This is a genomic window from Mycoplasma sp. 6243, from assembly GCF_051200785.1.
Lineage (GTDB): Bacteria > Bacillota_I > Bacilli_A > Mycoplasmatales > Metamycoplasmataceae > Mycoplasmopsis.
Genome location: NZ_CP195154.1, coordinates 65523 through 87694 on the forward strand (window position 1 = coordinate 65523; position 22172 = coordinate 87694).

The window sequence follows — 22172 nt, forward strand, 5'->3', positions numbered from 1 at the left end:
AAAATTAATCTCTAATAACTATATAGTTATCTGCTCACTTTTCAGGAAATGTTCCTTTTTTCATTATAATAGTAAAAAAGTCTATGATAAATGTAAAAATAAGCATTCTTCATATAGCTCTAAAAAGTCATAATTTTAACATTCGCCACTTCCATGACTATATGTAATGTTAACAGCATTAATTCCTAAATTAGGTTTACCTTGTATAAAATTAATTAGAAAAACTATTCCCATAATTCCAATGGTTACCGTAACTAGTAAACCGTTTATAAAACGACTTCCTCATCTTCTTCAATATCCTGCAATTCTCATAATCCCTTCTTTCCTTATAATAAACAAATTCTTTGCAAAAGAATCAAATCTATATTACAAAAAAAGGAATTCATAAGAAAACATAAAATATTTATGAAAAAAATATGAAAAGCAAACCTTTGAAAATCAAAGGTTTGACTTATGAAATAAATTGGCTATATATGTTTTAAATGTGTTTTATTTGAAAATAATGTATAATTTAGTAATGTCAACAAAAGATGAAAAACTCAAACAACTAAAATTAATGACAAATTCATGAATAAAGTCATTTACTGACCTTCCGAATGATGTTAAAGAAGTATTAGCATCTTATATTACTTCATGAAATAATAGTAAAGATATAACAATAGAAAAACCTAAATATTGTCATAGATGTGGATACTGTAAAGATACACAAGCACGGTTCAACAAACAACATCGCCTCGTTATAGAATGTTTAGATTGTAAGAAAACTTTTAGTAATTGCACTGGAACAGTTTTTGAAAGGCTAAGAAAAACACATCAGCTTAAATATCAAATGTTTCTTGAGTGTCATTTAAAGAAATTAACACTTAAAGAAACTGCAGCGATTTGTGGAATTAATTTAAAAACAAGCTTTGTTTGAAGACATAAATTATTAGATTTTATTAAATCTAAGCAAAAAGAATCAGATGTCAGTAGTGGAATAATCAGAACTTGACGAAATATATTTTCTTGATGTAAAAAAGGTAGACACAAGAACGGAATAGGTAGAGCAGCAAGAAAACGTGGAAAATCTTTATACTATAACTCAAAAAGAGGTATAAATAGTGATTTAGATTGTGTTTCTACTATGGTTGATAGAAATGGGGAATCGCAATTTCTTATTTAGGAAAAGGTAAAACCTTCTGCAGAAAAACTATATTTTGCTTTTAAATACAAAGTTAAAAATCCTGAATCTGCAAAATTTATAACTGATGGGGAAACATCATATAAACCTTTTATAAATAAGATAGGTGCATCTCATTATATTGTTGGTGCTTCTAAGAAAAAATCTTTTGTTTATAAAGAAAATTCAGATAAAACAAAAAGTGTAAGGGAAAAATTACATATACAAAATGTTAATAATTTTCATCGCAAGATTAAAGAATTAATTGAAAATGTATATAACGGAGTTTCAAGTAAAAATTTAGATAAGTATATAAATTGGGTAAAGTGAACAAGAATAAACAAAGGAAATCATTATTCAATGATGATAACTTTAAATAAATTTTTAACAAGCAGGTAAAAATAAGACAAAAAGATTTTTTGGATTCTTAAAATATAACAAAAAATAAGAATTTAAATTAAATAATAAGTTGTTTTTTAGTTTTTTAACAAAAACATTTAAAATTATTTAAAAACACACATTTAAAACATAAATAGCCAATAAATTTTATTATAATTTAAAATTTTCTTTTAATTTTGATTCGATTATTTGTTTAATTTTTGATGATGCTATATCTTTTTCAATATTTATAAATGTATGATGTTCTTTAGAGTAAATTTTTAAATTCTTTGAAAGTAATTTACCTAGTTGCCTATTATTTAAATACTCAATATTTACAACTTTAAAAAACTCTTTGTTCTTCAATTCAATCTTTCTGCGATCTCGTTCTGTTTGTAATTGGTGGTTTTTGCTTGCATATAAGCGATTTTTTCATATAAAGTCTATATCTTTTAAAACTACAAAGACTAAATCAATTTTTGGTTCCAAAGAAAGCAAAAACTTATATCAAGGATGATAGAAGTAGTTTCAAGCAAATTTTTGTCATTTAGTAAAATAATTTATCTTAATTAAACATTTTGGGAACAAGAAATCATCTATCATATGTCTATCTATTAAGGATTTATTGAAATTTTGCATCTGCTTGATTTGTATATATCGATCTTTAAAGAATATTTTTTGAGTTCTATATCCATTTTTCTTCATATCATTCATATAATCTATGAAAATCTTTTCATCTTTTAGTCTTTCATCAATAATTTGGATGTTATTTTGATTTAAAAATTCTCTGAGATTATTGATAATACTGGATTTTCCACTTGCACCCATACCGACAAAAGCAATTGATAATCTTGATTCTTTTGATGTGATAAAGTATAAATATATAGATATGGATAAATATATAAAGTTAATAAATATCAAGGTTCAACTTAAAAAACCAATACCAGAGAAGAAAACAAAACAGAAGATGTTTTTAAAACATCAAATTATTCAATTTGATCGAAATCCAAATGCCATCATAATCAATGCGATAATAGATATTGCATTAAATATAGCAAGGTTTGCAGATGCTGATGTTTTATACTTAAAATTAGAACTAAATTCGATGTAGTTTATCCTAAGCAATTTACTAATAAAATCATTGGTGTATGGGTTTAAAAGTAAAATGATGTTGAAATCACTACAAAGATTATAAAGAATAATATCGCTGCATATGATGATAGTCTTAGTTCCCTAATCCTTTTATTGTGCTTATGAATCAGTATTTGTTTTATATAAATATAAAACAAAATAAGGATATAAAGAATTTGGACAAATCCATCTATAACTAATCCATTTGTAAAAGAAAAGAAAAGATATAAAATTGCATTAGCAATCGCTAAAATATAAGCGATTTTCTTTCTTTTAGCAAACAAAATAATTGAGAAAACACCCAATAATCCAGAAAAAGCAACAAAAATATTAACTACCTTTTTCCAAGTATCAATATCCTTTTCTCAAATTCAAAATAGTGAATCTAAATCATATAAAGAAAGAAAAATTAATAATGCAGAAATGATAGTTAATAATAAGATTTCGTATTTTAATCTTCTAGTTATTATAAACCTCTATTAAAATTTGTGACTTTTTGTAAGAAGTTTTGGTTGATGTGGATTTGAAATGTCATAAATTCCACTGCTGCTGTAACCATCAACCTTTTTAACTTGAAAATTAGTTCCGTTTAAATTTCATGAAGTACGATCTGCTCTTAATGAATTGTTATTCACATTAGCAACTGTAAGATTTGTATATGCATCGGTTCCACCTAATGATTCCGGTGTAATATGTTCGATATTTCATCCAAAGTTTGATTTTTTACCATATTCATCAAAATGAACAATAGATCCTGCATAATCTTTTCCTGTATTACTATCACCAAATTGTAATCTTCATAATTTTTCTGCTTTTGTCGTCATAATATCTCCTTTGTGAAATGTTTAAATATTCGAATGTATAAAGCTTATAAAAATAAACTATTTATTTTTTAGGGTTGTTGTTACCACGACCACCACCAGAAGGATTTCCGGTTTTTGATGATCACCCAGCACGATTTGGATCGTTATCTGGTCTGTTATTTCCTTTGTTTCCAGGCATAAAACCTCCTATTTATAATTAAAAATTTTTTTGCATAATAAGCTTTATACTTTTTTATTCTACAAAAAAAAAAAAAAAAAACAAAGCAACTCAAGCATTTGAGTGCTAAATTTTGTAATTCGTTTCATATATTTTCATAATTGCTATTTGTGCATTAAAATAGCAGTTTGTAAGTCTTGTGCATTTTCAAAATAATTTATGTTTTTAACGTTTATTTACTGCTTTAAAAGTTTCTTAATAAGTTCTGAAACCACTGTAACATTTATGCTATTTCCTAATTGTTTATATGCTTTTTGATCATTTTGATGTAATTTAAAACTTTCTGGAAAACTTTGTAATCTTGCACATTCTCTTGGTGTTAGTCTTCTTTTGTATTTACCTATTATCGGAATGTGTACCATTGCAACTAATGCAGGGAATACATCAGGTTTTTTAACCCTTATACCAGAAGGACGAAATTGAATGATTCCATCTCAGATGTTGTTGATTTTATCCCCTGCTTGTCATTCAAATTTTTGATGAGTTTTCCTAAAGTGTGAAATATCTTTTGATATTCATTTGTCGATAAAATCTTTGTTTTGATTATATAGTTTTTGATTTTTTCTAATAATATCTTGTTTTCATTTCGGAAATAATGGATCGACATCGTTGTTATTTAAATATTCAATATAAACAGGAAAACCAATAACTTTTTGATTTATATTTAAATAAAAATCATTTCAAAAATTTAGTACTTCTTCATCATATTCACTAATATGATATTTTGAATTATCAATATTTTTATCCAAAATATCATTAACAGAATTTGCATCTTTTTTTATTAAATTATGAAATGAGATATTTAAAGGAACATCTTTGTTTTTTGGGTCATATTTACCTAGTATATAGACACGTTCGCGAATTTGCGGGATGCCAAATTGGTGCGGGCTTAGTATGAGAGGATTTTTAGTTAATCTATAACCTAATTTATATAGATTTTCTTGAATAATTTTTCATGTCCTACCACCATCGTGACTAATAAGATTACGAACATTTTCTAATAAGATGTATTTTGTTTTAGTATGTTTTAAAATTCTTTCAATTTGGAAAAACAAGGTACCTCTTGTATCGTTTAAACCTTCTTGTTTACCTGCTTTTGAGAAAGCCTGACAAGGAAATCCAGCGAATAAAATATCGTGTTGTGGAATCGAATCCACTTTTATATTAACAACATCTAGATTCGAATCAAGATGGTAATTATCATAATAAGCAGCAACACATTCTTTATCTATTTCAGATGCAAGAACACAAATTGAATCCTTATCAACAATTTTCATCGCTTGATGAAAACCACCGATACCAGCAAACAAATCGACAAATTTCATTTTATTTCCTTTCTACATCAAATGAATATATAATAAAGTTATCTATAGCATTTTTATTGATTGAATATTTAGGTTTTCTTAAACTACCATCAGGTTGTTTACCTTGTTTAAATAAGTTGAACACATATTTGATATTTATCTTATTTACTTCTAGAATATACATCTTCTTAAACTTTATAGAATGTTTCATTCTGTTGATATAACTTAATGAAGAAATATCTTGTTGTTTGGAGATAAAATCATCAATTTGTTTGATATTTCTATGTTGTTTTAAATTGTTTCAAAACCGAGTAGTTTGATAATTTGTGTTACTATCTTTATCTTTTAATGAACTATGTTCATAAATTAGGTATCATAATTTATTGTGTTTTATTAAAGCATCATTGATGTGTTCTATATCATTTCCAATAATTTGTATGTTTTTTTCATCGCTTGATTTTAAATCACCATAAAAATCATCATTTTTAAAATATAAATCAAAATCCAAAAATTCTTTTTTATTTATGTTTTCTGAATTAGTATAAACAATATTATATATCTTATTATCTTTAATGAATTTTTCAAACAAATATTCTAAATATCAACCACTTCATTCTGCTTGAAATGTGTTTTTAAAGTTTGCACAAAACATCTGTTTATATGCATCAATACCTTTAATTTGTATATTTCATTTTAAAGAAAGATTAAATAAATTTATTTGATTTATTAATGATGGATTATTATTTATTTGTTTGTCCAAATAATCTTTAATTTTATCGCTTCTGATTACAGTTATTTTATTGTTGTTTTTATCATATTTTTCAAATATTCCATACATTAACCCCTGACTTAAATCATTTATATATACATGCGCAGATGAATTATTCATTTTCTTGTTTATATAAGTTTGTGTATCAAAGGAAACGAACATAATGTTTGTATTATATTTGTATATACCAAGAATAAAGGTATTTTTGTTCGTATTTATCACATCTTTATACCAAGATTTTAGTTGAATTCTCTTTTTATAAATAGGATGTTGTCCATTACCACCTAAGTAAGTTATATTAACAATAAGAAGAAAAATGTCTGTGTTATTTAAACTGGAATATTTGAAAAATTTAGCATTTTTATTACATTTTTCTATCTTTATTTTGTTATCTAGCAAATAGTTAAGCAACTGAAATTTTTCATCATAACTTAATATTTGATCCAAATCAATACAAACAGAATTATCAATATTTAATTGTTCACTTTTTAGATTCATCATTCTCCAATAAGTTGATTAAATTATACTTTTATATTAACATTTCAATGCATTTTTGTAAATATTAAAAAGATAAAACAGGATATAAAGTATTTAAAGGTTTTATATATAATATAAATATGAAAAATATAATTAATGTAAAAATAGAGATTCAAAAGAACTCTCCCATAAAATATGAATTTAATCGAAAAACCAAGCAACTAGAAGTTGATCGAATTTTACGTGGTGATTTTGTTTATCCATGCAATTATGGATTTGTTCCAGATGCTCTAGATTGAGATGGAGATGAATTAGATGTATTATTATATTCACCTGAGACATTTATTCCTGGTGTTTCGTTGAAAGCTCGCATTATTGGAGCGATGAAAATGATTGATGATGGAGAAACCGATACAAAGCTAATTGCTGTACATGCTGATGATTATCGTTTAGATAACATAAAAACCTTAAAAAATTTGCCGGCACCATTTTTAGATACTGTAAAAACATTCTTTTCAACATATAAAAACTGAAAAAGACCTAATATTACTGAGATTTCTGGATTTGAAGATGTTGATTGAGCATTATCAGAATACCAAGAATGCATTGAGTTAATGCAAAAATATGGACAAATGGATAAAAAAGAATTTATCAAAAAGATGCAAAAAGAACATCCTGATAAATATAAATAAATAAGTTTATTCGCTTATTTAATATAAAAATGATTTTATTTTCATAATTTTGCAATTTTGAAACAAGAAATTTGTTTATATCATAGTTAAATACAATTAAAAACTGAAAAATTCTATAAAATTTATACATATATAAATAGGAGATTTAAAATAATATGACAAAAAAATTTAAGAAATTTTTAATCGGGTTTGGAACACCGATTGCTGCTACAACTGCATTGATTGCAGCATCATGTGGAACAAAGACTCAAACACCAAAAAAAGAAGTTCTTGATATTCCTAATCCAAGCAATTACATTAATCCAAATGAACGTGTTGCTACAATTACTAAAGATAACACATTTACATTACCAGATAGTATGGTAGGAACTAAAATATATGTTATTACTGACACAGGACATGTAACTGATAAATCATTTAACCAATCACAATGAGAAGCGGCATTAACCATTTTAGATCAAACAAGAAAAGATGAAAAAAATCAACTTGAAGTAAAATCAGTTGAACCAAGAGAAGGTAAATATGACGATTCATATAGAGCTGCTTTAACATCGGGAGCAAAAATTTGAGTTCTTTCAGGATTTACCCATATTGATCACATTAAAAACTTTATTCAACAAAATAATGCTGCATTAAAACAAAAAGGAGTAAAAATATTTAATGTGGATTTTGCATTAAATCCAACTGAACTTAATTATCCTGATATTTATAATATTAACTTTAATGTAAACGAAGCATCATGAATGGCTGGTTATGCATTAGCTAAATATGTTGCAGAAAACGAAACTGATAAAAAACTTTCATCATTTGGTGGTGGAGCATTTCACGGTGTAACAGATTATATTACTGGATATCTAAAAGGTATTTTAGAATGAAACAAAGAAAACCCAAGCAAGAAAGTAACTCATGAAGCAGTTAGATTAGATTCAGGGTTCCAACCTGGACCACAAATGGACCCAGTTATAACATCTGCATTAGCTTCTAACCCAGTATTAATTTATCCAGTAGCTGGACCTGCTACAAAAGCAACATTAGATAAACTTAATCAAAATAACCAATCTACATATATTGTAGGAGTGGATGTTGACCAAGGTAAATCACTTTCTGCACCTGATAGATTCTTAACATCAGTGCTTAAAAATATGGCTCAGGCTGTTTATGATTCAATTTTAGAAAAAGCATTTGGTGATACTAAGAAACCTGTATTTGGCGACAAAAACAGTGTAAAAGGCGACTTTGCTGAAGGTTGAGTTGGTTTAGCTCCATCTTCATTAAAAAATACCACAAAAAGAGAAAAAATGAATGAAGCTATAACAGCAGCAGAAACCAAATTTAATTCATTAACAGCTGATCAAAAAACATTTATCGATTCAAATAAAGCAACTACTGATGGAACAGCATATACAGATGATCAATTAGCTAATTTAATTAATGCACTTGTTGAAGAAGTAAACAAATAATTAGTTTTATCAAAACACATCATAATTGATGTGTTTTCTATCATTATGTCATTAAAGGAGTAAAATGGAAAAACACGCAATAGAATTTATTGATATTTGCAAATCCTTTGGTGAAATAAAAGCAAATCAAAATATTTCATTTAAAGTTAAAAAAGGTACGATTCATGCCTTAATAGGAGAAAACGGAGCCGGAAAAAGTACTTTAATGTCTATTTTATTTGGACTTTACGAACCCGATAAAGGAATTATTAAAGTTAATGATAAAGAAGTTTCAATAGATGGACCAAATGAAGCAAATCGCCTTGGAATCGGTATGGTGCATCAACACTTTAAATTAGTAGATGTATATACAAATCTAGAAAACATCGTTTTAGGTAGTGAAGATAATAACAAACACACCCGAATCATTGATTTTAAACCTGCAATAAAAAAAATAAAAGCCATTCAAGAATCATTTAATTTATACTTTGATTTAAACAAAGTTACAGGAACTGAAACAGTTGCTACTCAACAAAAAGTTGAAATTATGAAGATGCTTTATCGTGATTCAGATATTTTAATTTTTGATGAACCAACTGCTGTTTTAACAGACCAAGAAATTCAAGGATTGTTAGAAACATTTAAACTATTTCGTAGTCAAGGAAAGACAATTCTATTTATTTCACATAAATTAGGTGAAATAAAGGAAGTTTCTGATAATGCTACCGTGCTGCGTTTAGGAAAAGTAACTGGAGACTTTGCTGTTAAAGATGCGTCAATAGAAGAAATGGCTTCAAGAATGGTGGGAGGAGATGTTGAAATCACCAGAAATGAATATTCTGATACCACTAAAAATCCTGTTGTATTAAGCATTCAAAATGTTTCAACCCAAGGAGATAAGCCCCTTAAAAATGTTTCATTAGATGTTAAATCTGGTGAAATACTAGCAATTGCTGGAGTTGAAGGGAACGGACAATTAGATTTAGAATATGTTGTTAGTGGAATGAAAAAACCGATTTCAGGTGATATTTTACTAGCACAAACTCAGTTATCACAAAAACGTGTAAAAGAGATAGCAAAGACAAATAAATTTAAAAACATCGGATTATTAGTTTTAAGTTTATTGATGCTAATAGTTGGAATTATATTAATAGCAGTCCCGAAGCAAGTATCTGAGCAATTTACATTTAGAATTTTAGGTGGCATATTCATTTTTGGATTTGTATTATTATTAGGGATATTCTTTAAATTGATACTTGGAATTCAAATCAAACATGTAATAAATAAGTTCCATTTAAATGGGTTAAATAAAATGAAACTACCATTTCAAAAACTAGCAACCTGATCTTTTTCAAGTATGATAATAATGTTTCTTTTCAGCTTAATATTTGCAGGATTGTTATTTAAATATAACACTGTAGCATTAATTGTTTTATTAATGATATCGATTATTTGTTTCATAGCATTCGGATTAATTGTTTTACATTCATTTTGATATTCAACAATTTATGGAAAGTTTAAAAACAAAAAACACGAACTTTTAAGCGCTCATCTTATAGGCTTACTATCATTAATAGCATTAATTGATTTTATTTTTTCATTAATCATTAGAAGTTCAACTTCATTAGTATTTCAAAGTTTAATAATTGTTTTTAGTAGTATCTTTTTAATCGGTTTGCTTATATATATGTTTTTTGTATTTAAACAAAACCAGGCTAAATTTATGATTAAAAAAGACACTACTGAAAATATTTCACTTACTGATTATGGAGTAAAAAATATTTCACGTTTAGGTGTTACATTTATACCAAGTGATAGACACAAACACGGACTTGTTTTAGATTATAACATCAAAAATAATACAATATTAAGACGTTTATGAGATAGTGAATATGTGAGATTTGGTATCTTAAGAGATGCAAAGATTAAAAAAGAAAATAACCTAATTACAACTAAATATGATGTGCGTGGGACAAGAGGTGGTCTGTCACAAGCAAGACAATTATCTGGTGGAAACCAACAAAAATTTATTGTTGGTCGTGAAATGAATACTCCACATGATTTTATTTTAATTGTGCAACCTACCCGTGGTTTAGATGTTGGAGCAATTAAAAACATTCATGAACAAATTTTATTAGAAAAGAAAAACGGAAAGGCAATTTTGTTAATTTCATATGAACTTGATGAAGTCCTTGCTCTTGCTGATAAAATTGCTGTAATTAACAGTGGAGAAATATTGGCAGTTAAACAAGCACAAGATTTAACCAGAACCGAAATTGGTATATATATGGCACATAAAAAAGAAGGAGGTGTAAATGCATAAATATGCAGATAGTAAATTTGCTTCATTTATGGAATCAACTCGACGATTCTTTATGTTTGAAGAAAAGAAGAACACTCGAACAAAAATTTATTCATCTTTATGAGCTATATTTTTTGGTTTACTAATTGCTTCAGTCTTCTATATGATTCTGGGAAGATCTGGGCAAAATGGTCGGCAAACAGGACTTTTCACATTTATAACATATGTATTTACTTTTGCGTTTGATTCATTAAACCAAAAATATTTATTGCTTTATTTAATTTTCTTCGGTTTTGCCGGAATAGGTGTTTCCATCGGATTTAAGTCAGGATTGTTCAATATTGGTGCTGCAAACCAGATGACAACACCAGCAATTATCTTTTTTGCTGTATTGATTCTTTCAAGAACACCCGTTAATAAAATAAGTGTTTCATACCTTGTGATAATGCTATTTATCTTTATTATAGTTGCATTTATTATGGGTGCCTTATCAGGGCTTTTGAAAGCATATTTAAATGTACATGAAGTAATTTCAACCATCTTTTTTAACTGAATTATCGCTTACTTAGCACAATATTTATTTAAAAAGGATAACGGTGCATTTGGAACAGGGTTAGAACCTTGATTTGATCAAATCCAAGGAACAACACAAATATTTATTAGTGAAACAGTTACATATAACTTTATTTATGCAGGACTAGTTTTATTAGGTTTTTTTGCAGTTTTAATCTGATATATTTATGCAAAAACTTCAATAGGTTATAAAATCAAAATGGTTGGTTTAAATAAAACCAATGCAAAATATGTAGGTATAAATGAAAAAATGCTGACTGTAATGGTGATGGGATTGTCGGGAGCATTCATAGGATTTGCGGGATTTTATTACATAGTCTTACAACGTAATTCCTTAGAAGCATCAAATTCACCAATAGTCATCGGATTTGATTCGATTGCTATCGCCTTGATTGCTTTAAATTCCCCAATAGGAGTCATTTTATCTGCATTTTTATACTCACTGCTATATACATCAGAAACTTTCTTTCAAGCTATTCCACAAGGAAGCGAAGCAATTCGAGAAGAATTCTTTATGCTAATTTATGGAATTATTATCTTCATCGCTTCGCTGTCACTAATCTTTTATAAATTTAAACCGTTTCGGTGATTGTTTAAACAAAGTTATCTGATTACGAATAAAGAGTACTGGAAAGAATTTAAAAAATACTATCAACAAAAATTTAGTGTTTTTGTTCCGAATCGCTTTAAATTAGTAAACAAATGATTTGAAGGTCAAAAACTCAAACGAGCTTTTGCTAAAACCGAAAAAGACTACCAAAATAATGTAGCCCAAAGGATTATTGCTTCAAAAGACTTTAGCAACGAACAACTGATGCAGATGTATGATGAGTTATCAAAAATTAAATTTCAACATAATGCACAAAAAGAAGTTTCAGGATTAAATATTTATCGAGACTTACTTGGAAAACATAAAAATGAAGCAAAAATGTTAAAAAACAATTTTAAACATTTTCAAGAAGAACTGTTTTTAACATTTATTAAGAAAATAAAAGATAAATACTTTAAGACCTTTAAAATCAAAGAGGAGGTTGCATAATGGAAATTATTATTAGTCATGGTGCATTCTTTCTTTGTATCTTGTTATTAGGAACAATTTCTGGTATTTTCTCTGAACGTGCAGGGATAGTTAATATTGCAATTAATGGATTTATGGTATTTGGTGCTTCTGTATATGCTGTTTATAGCACAATATTTACTGAAGTAATTAAAACAAACAATGTTTGAACTAATATTCCTTTAGTATTTCTTTCTTCAATTACAACTTTGTTGCTTTCGTTCCTATTCGGGTTTGCTGTTATAAAGTTAAAAGCAGACCAAACAGTTGTAGGTTTTGCAATTAATATACTTGCTGGTGGAATTGGTGCTTTAATTGTCTACCTGCTTGCTTCAAAAGTATATGCAGGACAATATGTAGAGTTTAAAAACAGGTTTGAATTAGCATTGGATACCAACGAAAACAAGTATGGGAATATACTTTCGCTAAAGGTTGTTTTAACCGTTGTAATCACATTCTTAGCCTGATTTGCATTGCGTAAAACAAAATGAGGACTTAGATTTAGAGCGATAGGAGAAAATCCACAAGCAGCAGATGTAGCTGGAATTAATGTTAATCGTATGAAATGACAAGGTTTAATGATTGTAGGTTTAATTTCAGGTGTTGCCGGTTCAATCTTCATTCAATCGAGTCGACTCACCGAGTTTTCACTGACTAAGGATGTTTCTGGTTTTGGTTTCATCGCATTAGCAATTATGATAACTTCAAGATGGAAAGTATCGATTTCAATTATAGTATCGCTATTCTTCTCGGTTCTACTTTCTATTTCATTTTATGGAGCAATTTCATTCGGGGAAGGATTCCGTCGTTATAAAGACTTATTCCAAATCTTACCTTATATTGTAACTTTAATAGTCTTAGTTGCTACAAGTCGCAATACATACGGACCTGCAGCAGCAGGAATCCCGTATGATAAATCAAAACGATAAACAAAACAAAAAGAGCATCTGCTCTTCTAAAACACAATTTAAAAAGCTACACAATAACTTAATTTTTATAGTGTAGCTTTTTAAATTGCATTTCGGGCATCGCAGATGCGATGTTTTAAATTATTGATTTGATTTTTTCTTCTTGTTTTTAAATCAAGTATATCCAAAGGTTGCTATACCGAGAACAAATGCTAATACAGCGATTACAATACCAGCGATTGCTCCACCAGTTGGTCCAGTAGATTTTTCAACAGTTTTTGTATTTTCTGTATTTTTATTATCTTGTGGATTTTGGTCTTTTGGTTTGTTTTTGGAAGTAGGTGGAGTGGTTGTTGATCCACTATTGCCTCCTTCTTGTGGTTTTGAACCTTCGGTATTTGCTGGGGTATTAGTGCTTCCGCCTTGCTCTGGTTTTTGAGTATCTTTATCACCATTTTCTGGTGTACTTGGCTGAGCAGGTAAGGTTGGTTTTGGACTTAATAGTTGTAACACTTTTGATTTAAAGTTTGCTAATTCATTTTCGGTTTTAGCTTCTTTAACTTCTTGCTCTAAGTCTGCTTTGAGTTTTTCGTTTGTTAGTTTATCTAATAAACGTTTGATGCTATTAGATAAAACTTCTTTATTTTTCTTGCTTTGTTGCACTTCATCATTAATTGCGTTAATGATTTTAGCTAATGCAGCAGTATCTTTTGCTTTTGCAAGTTGGTCATTAAATTCTTGTTGAACATCTGAATCTAGACCTTCAGTTAATGCAATAGCTTGTTTTTTAGCAGTTTCAAGTTTAGTTGGTGAAATTGCTAACATACTTTGCGCATCTTGAATTTGTTTTACATATTTTTGGATATCCGATGCAGTTAACATCGATGGATCGTGATTGATTGTTTTAATTTGATTGATTGCATCAAGATATGAATGATATGAATCAACAGTATAGATTTCATTAGTATTAGCAAGTGGTGTCAATAAATTATCCAATGAAGCAACTAATTCATCCTTTTGAGTTTGTGCATCTTCGTTAGCACGATTCATCCGATCTAAAGCTTTTTGTAAATCCTCTAACTTAGCATCTTTGTTGTTTAAAGTTGCCTGTCATTGATCGATTTGTTTTTGTAATTGTTGTGATTGTTGTGGGAATTTTAGAGCGTTTTCAGCAATAAATGCTTTTGCTTTAGTAATTGCATCTGCTAGGTTTGTATATGTAGTTCCTAAATCATTTGGTTTTAGTTCTTCAACTTTGGTAGCAACTTGGGCATTAAGTTTAACAAAATCATCGATAGTAGCAGTTCCATCCTTGATTTTTGCTTCAAGTGCTTTTTTAGTTTCTTGTAGTTGTGCATAAGTTTGCGGATCATAGTGATTTGCATTCAGATTATCAAGTTCTTTGAGATTAAATTCAGCTACTTGTTGGTTATATGTAGAATATTTTAATCCTTGTTTAGCTGCATCCAGCTGTGATTTTAATTCATTAAAATCATCATTTGAATATTTTGATGGATTAGCAACAATTTGCTTCACTTGATCTAATAAGAATTGATATTTAGCATAGTTGGCATCCTGAATGTATGATTGATTAGAATATGCAGTGTTGATGATGTTATTTAAGGTTGCAACATTCGCTGTCGAAACTGCTGGTGTTCCTGCTTTAGCAGCATCAACAGCAACTTTAAGTTGATGAAGTGAACGATCAGTTAATGCAACATTTTCAGCGGCCATTGCATCAATTGATGTCTTTATTTTATCAAAACGAGTTTTAGAATCTTGAGTTCAATCATTATATCCAGTTGGAGCGGTTGCTAAAGATTCTTTTAGTGTTGCTAAGGTTGGTTTATTTGTTTGATCTCCACTGTCTTGAGTTTCTCGTGGAGATGGAGAAATTTCATAAATTAAAGGTTTTTTATCTGTTCAATTAATTTGGAATCCTACTAGTTTTTTAGTATTATCTGAGTTTTTAAGTGAAAAACTCAGTGCTTCAAGGTTTAAGGTTCCTAATTTAGTAATTTCTTCTTTATTGGTAGTTGTATTATATCAGATTGCATTAAATGTTGCATCTTGTGCGCTACCATCAGAAAAGACATTAACATCTTTATCATTATATGTTTGTGGATTGATATAGAATTTTAAATTTCCATTATTTTGAGCAGGTGTTCAGTATGTATAATAATCACCATCTACAAAGTATTTAGGTGAATTAATCTTTAAAGTAGGTTCATAATTAGTGCCTGTAAATCTTGCATCAGAATGTGGTACATTATCTCATTTATCATTAATTACAATTTCATTAATTGTTACACCACGATTTTTATTATGTGATGTTACTTGTAATAAGTCATTTATATCTTTGGTAAATACAATTTTTACATATCTAATATTTTTGTTTCCTAATGCAGCAATCTTGCTTGCGTCTGCTTCAAAATAGGTAAAGTTGTTGCGTTGTGGATCAACTTTAACCATATAATTTAATCTCGAATCTGAAAGAGTATTATCAAAAAGATATTGAAAATCTTTAACTGCTGCTAAGGTGGTTGGTCCTGTTACAGTGGTAGATGAATCAGATGTAGCTTGTTTGTTCCCTGAATAAAATATTTCATGTCAGCTATTTGTTTCATTGCTATTTGTTTCTGAAACATATATCTTAAAGAATCGTGGATAATCAGATGTGTTTGGGTCTACATAAAGTTTAAGAGATTGAAGTGTAGTAGGTTTACCTAAATCATACAAAATATAATCATTTGCTTTAGGTCATCCTTTAAAATTATCAGATGTAGTATAATTCCCGTCTAATGCAGAATCTGAATAACGAGTATCATTACCTCAACCATTAATAATTTGCACATTTGAACCAAGCAATGTACCAAATGATTTAGGTTTTTGAACACTTACATCTAAATTTGAAAAAGAAGGTGTTTGATTTGTTGCTCTTTTAACACGGATATAACGAGCAAACTTATTAGTATCATCAAGTGTTCCTGTATATTGTGTTCATTCAATTCCGTTTCTTGATGTTTCTAAAACAACTTTGTTATCTAGTGTAGCTTTTCCGTTAAACTTAATATTAGTAAGTTCATACATTCTTAATAAGTCTAATCCAACATATTTGTCATCATTTAAAGTAATTTGTGTTGTTTGAGTTTGTGAAGATGATGCAGTTGTAGAATTAGGGGTTGCTACAAACAAGTTAAATTCATTATTATTTAACTTCGTGGTAAATAAATTAGTTTTATTTGAATCATCTTTATCAGTATATAAAAACTGATTTGAAGGCCCGAAAAGATGTAATGAAACAAGATTTCAAGTTCCTGTTAGTGATGTATCTGTTGATCTAATTCTAAAAAATTGAGCACGAGCTTGACCACGGATAATTTGATATGCACCACTATGGATGTTACCAAATAATTTTCAAGTACCTGCTGAAGAAGCACCTTCTCTAGAAGGTGTAGATGCATTTGAATCTCAATATTCTACCACCCCTGAATTTAATTCACTATTACCTTGTTCAATGACTACCGATGTAACTTCTGATTCATTTGCTAATTTAAATTGGATGTATTTGTTATTAGCAAAGTTATTTATATTAGTAGATAAATCAAAGATTGATTTTTGAACATTGGTTATATTATTAGAATCAAAAGTTCGTTTATTCGATGAATCAGCACTGTTATGATTTTCATTATCTTCTGAAATTTGTAAATTATCTGAAATTTTCCCGATTCTAGGTGCAGTATCAGTATTTACAACAAATTCATAAATTCTAAACCAAGCATTTCTCTGAGTGTTTGCAGGTTCTGTATCTACGATTCTAATTGCAGATACATTATCTTTATTTACACTAATATTTCATTTATTATTATTGGTAGTTGTAGTTAACGCTCCACTATTTAATGTGTAATCGTTACTAGTTGAACCACTTGTTTGTGAATCTTGTGTAGTTGCATCTTTTTGCAAATCATTTCAAGTACTTTGTCCATAAAGTTGATATTGTACTTTAAAGGATTTAAAGTATTCATTGCCATTATTATTATTAGAACCGAATTTTACTTGTAAATCTTTAGCATAAATTGGTTTTTTAAATGAAACACCAAATCAATCCCCTGTTTTGATTTTATTACTTCCCCTACCATTATTTTTATAAACTAGTTGTCTTTGGTTTCCTAAGATAAAAATATCTGAAAGTGAAGCATTAGATGGATCTGACATTGAAGTAATGACACTAGGTTGGTTATCACTATCATCATCACCTACTGGTTGAACTTTATCAAGATATTTTGAAACTATATCTTGTAGATATGATTGCAGATTTTTCATTACATCTGCACCCACATTTAAGTTTTTAATAATCACTTGTCCATATTTTGGATCACCGTATTTGTAAGTTGCAAAATTTTGTAAATAAGTTTGTCCGATGTTATATAAATTAACTACCCGATCTAAAACTGGAGCAACTTTTTGGTTTTCTAAATAAGCTAGCACATAATATTTATATGCTGAAAACATATCTTTAACTGCAGATAAGTAGTTATCTTTGATGTTTGCTAAAAATAACGAATTATCCTTGTTATCTTGTAGTAACTGAATTTCAGAAATAATATTTTCTAACTGTTCTAAATATGCATTCGCTTCAGTAGAATGATTACCTGTATATAAATCTAATTTTGAAAAATTAGTAGCCGCTTCTTTTAAAGGATCATCACCAAACACATTAATTTGTCCAGTATACTCAACTGATAAATATTTAGCAACATGTCGCAAAGCAATTGATGCTGGTGTATCAAGGAGTGTATTTGATGCAACCACTTTAAACGAATCATAGTATAACTTTTTCTTTGTTTCATTTCGTGAATTTGAATGTGTAGGTAAAATTTTTCAAGAGATGTTAGCTAAATCATAATATGAAAACAAAGAAAATTGTGGATGGATATTAACATCAGTTAATACCAATCCACTAAATTTATCTGGATTGATATTGTCACTGTTATTATTAGATAACTTAATTAAATCTTCTGCTCCACGAGTTAATATGGTATTTTGTAGTCAAGAATTATCTGCTAAATCAACTGAAAAAGTTTTGTGAAACACAGGTTTGATATTATATGAATCAGATGAATATCTATCAACTGTAAAAGCATCAATATATCTTTTTGATGCATCGTTAATTAAAAATGGAATTACTTCGTGTGGTAAATTAGCATAATAAGGTAGATATCCTGTATTTAACGATGTGTGATTTGTATCAGTAAAATCAGAACCACCTTGACCATATTTACCTTCAAATAAAATTTGAGTGCTTAAATCTGGATAGGTTGTTTGTAGTTGTTTTAATCAAGTCACTAAATCATTAAATAACTGCGATACTTTTGTAGAATCTTCACCTGGTGATAACATTCCAATATGACGAACTCCACCATCTTTGATAACTTGTAATAATTTTTCTTTAAGTAATCCTAAATCCTTCTGATATTCAGCATCGGTATATGTTTGCGAAGAATTTTTAGCATTAAAATCACCTAGTGCATCTAATGTATAAATAAAGTGAACGTGACTTTGTTTTGATGCTTCGGTGATATCTTTGAGATCTTTTAGTTCATCTGCTGTGTATAACACACTTCAACCAGGTTTGCTATCTATTTGATTGCGATTTGATTTATTTTCTCCTAAGATTTTTTGATCTGGGTTTCAGATGTAGGTATTAAGTTTATAAAACGATGCAAAATTCATTAAGTTAATAATATCTTGTTTAGTTTGAGTTGGAGCATATGAATATAATTTTCACGAATCCATCATTCCACGCATTTTAATATCAGCATAGTCATTAATGGTAAAGTCTTCTATTTTATATCCATCAAGTTGTTGAAAGATATGTCATAAAGTAGTAGCACCAAAATAAGCAGCATCAGAATCTTTTGCTAAAAGTTCAATGTAGTTATCTTGTGTTTTGATTACATATGAATCGTTTTTAGTAAAATTAGAAGCATTAAAATCATTTGATGAATCAATTTTTTTAATTTGATCATCAACTAAGGTGTCACTATCACCTTGAATTCCTACGAGGATATTAGTTTTCCCTTCTACTATATTTCTTGATTCTGAAGATGTAATATTTCTAAATGCTAATGCAGCCTTTAGACGATCTTTAGTTGCTTGATCAATATTAGATTCATAAACTAAATTAACATCTCTAGAAATTAAAGATGTTTTATTTAAATAAGTAATAGATTGAACTTCTGGTGCAATATTATAGTGTCTTGCAGAAGTTATATCTTGATTTTGTGCTGTTGTAGTTGTTGCTGAAACAGCAACAACACCAATTGATGATGCACCTAAAATCAAATGTTTTAATTTTTTATATTGTTTCATATAACATATTATAAATTAAAACCAAAAAAAAAAAACGGTTTTTAAAGCAGTCTGAAATATTATTCAAAACTTTACATAGTTGTTAAGTTAATATTCTAAATTTATCATTGAAAAATAATTTGTGGTTATACAAAAAAACTACACAATAACCTAATTTTTATAGTGTAGCTTTTAGATTGCATTTTGACCCAAATGAGCATCTGCTCTTTTGTGCTTTCTATGCTTCCTTAGATAATTTAACAAGCATTGAAAAAGTTTTTGATTCGTTGATTGCTAATTCTGAAAGCATTTTACGGTTGATTGTAACATTTGCTTTTTTAAGTCCGTTAATAAATCTTGAGTAACTAAGTCCTTCTGCTCTGGTTGCTGCATTAATACGTGCAATTCATAGTTTACGGAAATTTCTCTTTACTTGTTTACGGTCTCTAAATGCATAAGTTCATGATTTTATAACTGCTTGTTTTGCGACTTTATAACCGATTGATTTATGTCCAAAGTAACCTTTAGCTAATTTTATTCATTTCTTACGTCTTGCTCTTGTAACTGTTCCACCTTTAACTCTTGCCATATTTATTTTCCTTTCTTAGTTAATAAAATATCAAGCTGAAAGATTAAATCAATGATTTAAATCTTTTAAGGTCGCTTCTGTGCATAAGAGTTGATTTACGGGCTTGACGTTTTTGTTTGGTAGTTTTGTTTTGTGCTAAATGTGAACGGAAGGCTTGTTCTCTCATAACCTTACCTGTTCCGGTAACTTTAATACGTTTTTTTAACGCACTTTTAGTTTTCATCTTTGGCATTTGTTTCTCCTTCTATAGAACCTTGATGCTGAGCATTTAAGTTCTGTTCTTTTAAGTATTTAGCGATTTTTGTTTTATTTGGTTGGAGATTCATGTCTAAGAAACGTTCATTTACAAGTTTTGGTTCGGTTGTCTTATCAGCGATATCTTCGACCTTAGATAAAAACTTTCATAATACATTTTCACCTAAGTCTTTTCTACCTAATTCGCGTCCTCTAAGTTTTACAGAAACCTTAATACGATCACCTTTAAAAAGAAACTCGCGAGCTTTTTTTGCTTTGGTAGTTAAATCGTTTTCACCAATCATAGGAGTCAAACGGATTTCACGATTTTGAATGGTTGTTTGTTTTTCTTTAATAACCTTTTGTTTCTTTTTACGATCATATTTAAATTTTCCGTAATCTAAAATTCGAGCAATAGGTTTAGGTTCCACACTGATTAAAACTAAATCCATTTTTTCGTTTCTTGCTATTTCAATAGCTTCAGAAGTATATTTAACACCTAATTTCTCACCACCACTTCCGATTAAGAAAACTTTTGGAAATGGAATGTCTTTGTTAACATAATGTTCTGAAGTAGGTTTTTTTCTTTTGTCGTGTATGATAATGTCTCCTTATAAAAAAGTTTGATTCGCTCTCCTACTTTAAAAGTATCAGAAGTTTGATACATTTAATTGTAGCTAAACCCAAGGCTATGACCATCAGGTGAGATTTCATCTACTTTCTGCAATTAAATAAATTTATTGCTTCTATATTTTATCATATTTGTATTTTTGTGTAGTGATAACAAAAGAAATTAATATATTTTTTTAACTGGTATTAAGTATTAAAATTTATAATATCTTAATTTTTCGAAAAAGCATATATCTAAATTACAAAAATATAAAAAATTTATTATATTTTTCTCTTATTTCTGACTTTCTTTTGCGACTTTATCTAACTTTCTAAATCAATGACTAATTCCACTTTTTGATATATAAATATTGTGATGTTCTTCTAGGGTATTTTTTATATCAGTTAGTGAAATCCATGGATTTTCCATTCTTATTCTATATGCAATAAGTTGATTTTCATTAAAAAGGTTCATTAAATTATTATTATATATATAGCAAATATTATCGAATTGTTTTTTTGCACTATCTGTAACTTTCTTTAAATTTGAAAAATCTATATTATTCAGCCGATTTGAAAAATTTTCCATATCGCGATTTATCTTAATGTTTTGTAAAGAAAATCAAGATTTTTTAGCATTTATTGCAGATAAAAAATCAAGTAAATTATCAAGTTTTTTAGTATAAGCAATAAATTTTGAATTTCTTTCTAGTACGTTAAATTCAAATTCGTATTTATTAAGTTTATCAATTATGGTTTTTATATGTTCTGAATAATTTGTCTTTAATTCTAGGTGATATGAAGTAGAGTTTTTATCTGAAATACTTCCTCCACCAACAAAAACACCAGCAAAAAAGAAAGTGGGTTGCTGGTTCATTTCATTTTCAAAATTTATTTGAAAATCTTTTTTGTTAATTTTTATTTTACTTTGTTTAGGGGTAAATTTCAAACCTTTTTTTTCAAATTTTTTAACAAGTTTTTCAAAAATATATTCATTTCTTATATTTAAAACAAATTCGGTTTCGGACATAATCGCATTAGAAAAAATAAATCCATTTAAAAAAGCAACAAATTCATTATCTCTTTTAATTAGATTTATTATTTCCTTTTTTACTTCGCGTGAAAAAGAGTTTTTTATCTTTTTGTGTTCCATTATTAA

At 28.2% G+C, this 22172-nt stretch carries 17 protein-coding genes; 7 read left to right on the forward strand and 10 right to left on the reverse strand.

The genetic code is table 4. The annotated features are described in order from the left end of the window. Positions 1-517 precede the first annotated feature (517 nt). On the forward strand, positions 518-1162 hold the full coding sequence (locus ACR82Z_RS00310; RefSeq protein ID WP_435129664.1) for a transposase: 645 nt from the start codon (positions 518-520) through the stop codon (positions 1160-1162). Between the two features lie 546 nt (positions 1163-1708). Here ACR82Z_RS00310 and ACR82Z_RS00315 read toward each other — a convergent pair. Continuing rightward, positions 1709-2458 (reverse strand): hypothetical protein, encoded by a 750-nt coding sequence (locus ACR82Z_RS00315; RefSeq protein WP_435129667.1) that lies wholly within the window; start codon positions 2456-2458, stop codon positions 1709-1711. On the opposite strand from ACR82Z_RS00315, the gene ACR82Z_RS00320 reads away from it, so the two are divergent. Further along, positions 2427-2648 (forward strand): hypothetical protein, encoded by a 222-nt coding sequence (locus ACR82Z_RS00320; RefSeq protein WP_435129670.1) that lies wholly within the window; start codon positions 2427-2429, stop codon positions 2646-2648. The genes ACR82Z_RS00315 and ACR82Z_RS00320 overlap by 32 nt on opposite strands. A 43-nt stretch (positions 2649-2691) precedes the next feature. Here the strand turns inward: ACR82Z_RS00320 and ACR82Z_RS00325 are convergent, their stop codons facing one another. The 4 genes from ACR82Z_RS00325 to ACR82Z_RS00340 form a co-directional block, all read right to left on the reverse strand. Beyond that, positions 2692-3138, reverse strand: coding sequence for a nicotinamide mononucleotide transporter (locus ACR82Z_RS00325; RefSeq protein WP_435130661.1), 447 nt, complete (start codon positions 3136-3138; stop codon positions 2692-2694). 9 nt (positions 3139-3147) lie between these two features. Continuing rightward, entirely contained in the window at positions 3148-3492 is a 345-nt protein-coding gene (locus tag ACR82Z_RS00330; protein WP_435129672.1) for an HNH endonuclease domain-containing protein, read from the reverse strand. 393 nt (positions 3493-3885) lie between these two features. Continuing rightward, complete coding sequence (locus tag ACR82Z_RS00335; protein ID WP_435129675.1) at positions 3886-5034, reverse strand: DNA cytosine methyltransferase; 1149 nt, start codon at positions 5032-5034, stop codon at positions 3886-3888. Position 5035: 1 nt separating this feature from the next. Next, entirely contained in the window at positions 5036-6283 is a 1248-nt protein-coding gene (locus tag ACR82Z_RS00340; protein ID WP_435129678.1) for a hypothetical protein, read from the reverse strand. 116 nt (positions 6284-6399) lie between these two features. Between ACR82Z_RS00340 and ACR82Z_RS00345 the strand changes: the two genes are divergently transcribed. From ACR82Z_RS00345 to ACR82Z_RS00365, 5 genes are all read left to right on the forward strand, one after another. Next, positions 6400-6951: an inorganic diphosphatase gene (locus ACR82Z_RS00345; protein WP_435129680.1), complete on the forward strand. Its 552-nt coding sequence runs from the start codon at positions 6400-6402 to the stop codon at positions 6949-6951. Positions 6952-7106: 155 nt separating this feature from the next. Then, positions 7107-8411 (forward strand): BMP family ABC transporter substrate-binding protein, encoded by a 1305-nt coding sequence (locus ACR82Z_RS00350; RefSeq protein ID WP_435129683.1) that lies wholly within the window; start codon positions 7107-7109, stop codon positions 8409-8411. Positions 8412-8475: 64 nt separating this feature from the next. Continuing rightward, positions 8476-10713, forward strand: coding sequence for an ATP-binding cassette domain-containing protein (locus ACR82Z_RS00355; protein ID WP_435129685.1), 2238 nt, complete (start codon positions 8476-8478; stop codon positions 10711-10713). Further along, the gene (locus tag ACR82Z_RS00360) at positions 10706-12304 is read left to right on the forward strand and encodes an ABC transporter permease (protein WP_435129688.1); all 1599 of its coding nucleotides are present in this window, start codon (positions 10706-10708) and stop codon (positions 12302-12304) included. Before ACR82Z_RS00355 ends, ACR82Z_RS00360 begins: the two co-directional genes overlap by 8 nt. Then, a complete protein-coding gene (locus ACR82Z_RS00365; RefSeq protein WP_435129691.1) occupies positions 12304-13251 on the forward strand; it encodes an ABC transporter permease in 948 nt (315 codons plus the stop codon). Before ACR82Z_RS00360 ends, ACR82Z_RS00365 begins: the two co-directional genes overlap by 1 nt. Before the next feature lie 120 nt (positions 13252-13371). Here ACR82Z_RS00365 and ACR82Z_RS00370 read toward each other — a convergent pair whose 3' ends face one another. The 5 genes from ACR82Z_RS00370 to whiA all read right to left on the reverse strand — a co-directional run bounded on the left by ACR82Z_RS00370 (position 13372) and on the right by whiA (position 22166). Then, positions 13372-19602: a glycoside hydrolase family 20 zincin-like fold domain-containing protein gene (locus ACR82Z_RS00370; protein ID WP_435129694.1), complete on the reverse strand. Its 6231-nt coding sequence runs from the start codon at positions 19600-19602 to the stop codon at positions 13372-13374. Between the two features lie 217 nt (positions 19603-19819). Beyond that, positions 19820-20170 carry a 50S ribosomal protein L20 gene (gene rplT / locus ACR82Z_RS00375; RefSeq protein WP_435129697.1) on the reverse strand — a complete coding sequence of 117 codons (351 nt, stop codon included), beginning with the start codon at positions 20168-20170 and terminating at the stop codon, positions 19820-19822. Positions 20171-20213: 43 nt separating this feature from the next. Then, on the reverse strand, positions 20214-20402 hold the full coding sequence (gene rpmI / locus ACR82Z_RS00380) for a 50S ribosomal protein L35 (RefSeq protein ID WP_435129700.1): 189 nt from the start codon (positions 20400-20402) through the stop codon (positions 20214-20216). Further along, positions 20383-21009, reverse strand: coding sequence for a translation initiation factor IF-3 (gene infC, locus ACR82Z_RS00385; RefSeq protein WP_435130663.1), 627 nt, complete (start codon positions 21007-21009; stop codon positions 20383-20385). Before infC ends, rpmI begins: the two co-directional genes overlap by 20 nt. 299 nt (positions 21010-21308) lie before the next feature. Next, the gene (gene whiA / locus ACR82Z_RS00390; RefSeq protein WP_435129703.1) at positions 21309-22166 is read right to left on the reverse strand and encodes a DNA-binding protein WhiA; all 858 of its coding nucleotides are present in this window, start codon (positions 22164-22166) and stop codon (positions 21309-21311) included. Between the last annotated feature and the right edge of the window lie 6 nt (positions 22167-22172).